Origin of the sequence: Synechococcus sp. R8-2 (genome assembly GCF_047461715.1) — a bacterium.
Lineage (GTDB): Bacteria > Cyanobacteriota > Cyanobacteriia > Thermostichales > Thermostichaceae > Thermostichus.
On record NZ_JANSHQ010000642.1, the window covers coordinates 1 to 2,052 of the forward strand.

General features: G+C 60.5%; 2 protein-coding genes. Both read right to left on the reverse strand.

Annotated features, from left to right (window positions below):
• Nucleotides 1–28 precede the first annotated feature (28 nt).
• A complete protein-coding gene (locus tag NW819_RS13425; protein ID WP_255344535.1) occupies nucleotides 29–646 on the reverse strand; it encodes an NADPH-dependent FMN reductase in 618 nt (205 codons plus the stop codon).
• 145 nt (nucleotides 647–791) lie between these two features.
• Nucleotides 792–2,052, reverse strand: a 1,261-nt coding sequence (locus tag NW819_RS13430; protein WP_414414050.1) for a spermidine synthase, incomplete at its 5' end; no start/stop codon positions are given.

Here is a 2,052-nt window from a genome sequence, read left to right on the forward strand (position 1 = left end):
CTCAATCTAGTTTGGAATGACTGTAATTTCAGGAGGGCTTCACCACTGGGATCCCGCGCAGCTTGTGAGTATGGGTCACCAAGCTCTGGACAAAGTGTTGAAAGCGCTGTTGTAGCTTCTCGTCTTTGAGATTGCCTTGCTCGTCAAAAGCGTTCCAAGCCCGACCGATGGCGATCTGCTCGGGGATTACCCAGCCATGCACCCAACGCACAATCAAGCGCATCTGGTTCAGGGTATTGCTGTTGCTCTCGCCGCCCAAAACGCTGATCAACCCGAAGACCTTGCCCTCCAGTTGCTCAAAGCTCAACAGATCCAGGGCATTTTTCAGGCTGCCGCTGATGCCGCCGTGGTATTCCGGGCTGGCTAGGATGATCCCATCCGCCCGCTTCATGGTTGCTCGTAGGACTGCCACATCGGGATAATCCGCATAGGACTCCGAGCCATCCACAAAGGGCAACTTCATCTGCCGCAGATCGAGGATGTGCAACGGGATCCCCAACTTCTCAAACTCGCGCCGCGCCACCTCCAGCGCCTGGTACGTCAGGGAATTGGGCCGCAAGCTGCCCCCGATTGCCACGAAACGAGCCGCAGAGGTTTCAGCCATGGTGGTTTGAGGATTGCCAGTGAGGGCTTGTAGAGGAGACATGGGCCGGACTCCCGAGCAGACATCAGTTACGTTGCAAACAATCATAACTCATACCAACTTCGAGTTGTAAAGATTTCTTTAACTTTTCTGCTCCCCAACCCTAATGCATTCGCCGAAGCGTTGCATAGCGATAACAGCCGGATTCCTATCCAAAACTGGGGATCTGGATACCCTTTAGCAAAGGGATCCAAGGCCAGCGGATCACCTGCAGCAGGTTGGAAAAGTCATCCCGCCAGACGGGATCCCCGGCCTGGGGCAAAAGGGGCTGCCAGGGATCCAGTTCCTGCAGGACTCCAGAGTTTTGGGCCAAAGGGCTCCGCCCTGCTGAGGCGGTCGTCGAAGCGTCGCGCGGCGATAACAGCACCCAGTGGGAAGGGGCCAGCCCCGCCTGGCGTTGCTCAGGGGAGAGATCCCGGTGGTCTTGGTGCCAAGCGTGAAGCTGCAGGGATCCGGCCAGGCCAGCCAACAGCGGGGCCAGGTCGAGGTGGCGGTTGGTGATGTTGAAGAGCAGCCAGCCGTGGGGCTTGAGCTTGCTGAGGTAGAGGGCCAAAGCCTCTTGCGTGAGCAAATGCACCGGCACTGCGTCAGAGCTGAAGGCATCCATCACCATCAGGTCGTAGCTGCCCTCTGGGATCCCCTTGAGGCTGAGCCGGGCATCACCGAGGATGACCTGCACCCGCGCCCGCGTCTGGGCCCACCGGAGATAGGAAAAATAGCGGCTCGCCCAATCGACCACGGTGGGATCCAACTCGAAAAACGTCCACTCATCCCCTGGCTCGGCATAGGCGGCCAACGTGCCGATCCCCAGCCCCAATACGGCAATGGCGGGCATGGGATCCACAGTCTGGGCTCTGAACGCCGCAAACACCTGCCCAACCGGCCCAGACCGAGAAAAATAGGTCAGCGGCTCCAGCGCTTTTTCCGGATCCAAGTTTTGGCTGCCGTGTAGAGTGGTGCCGTGCAGAAGGCTGCGGAAGGATCCCTGCTCAGTTTGGTATTCCACGATCCGGTTGAGGCCGAAGGCGCTGCGCTCGCTGTGGATCACCTGCAGTCCCGGCTGCAGCCAGGGTTGCCCCAGCAGCACAACCAACCCCGCCAGCGCTCCCACCCAACCGACCTTGGCCTGCCAGCCAGGGGCTCCGCTCTGCTGCTGTGAACGGCTCTCCCCTGACACCAACAGCGCCAGCACCGCCCAGCCCAACGCCAAACCCACCCCAGCGCCCACCTGCAGCAACGCCTGCGGTTGAAAGTGCAACAGCAGCAAAGGCAGGAGCAGCCCCAGCCCCAGCCACAGGCCCACCCGCCCCCCCTGCGCCCCCAGCACGGCCAGCGACATCCCCAGCAACAGGGGATATTCCAGCACCGTCTCGAACACCTGCGGTGCCAAGAGGGCAGAGAACATTCCC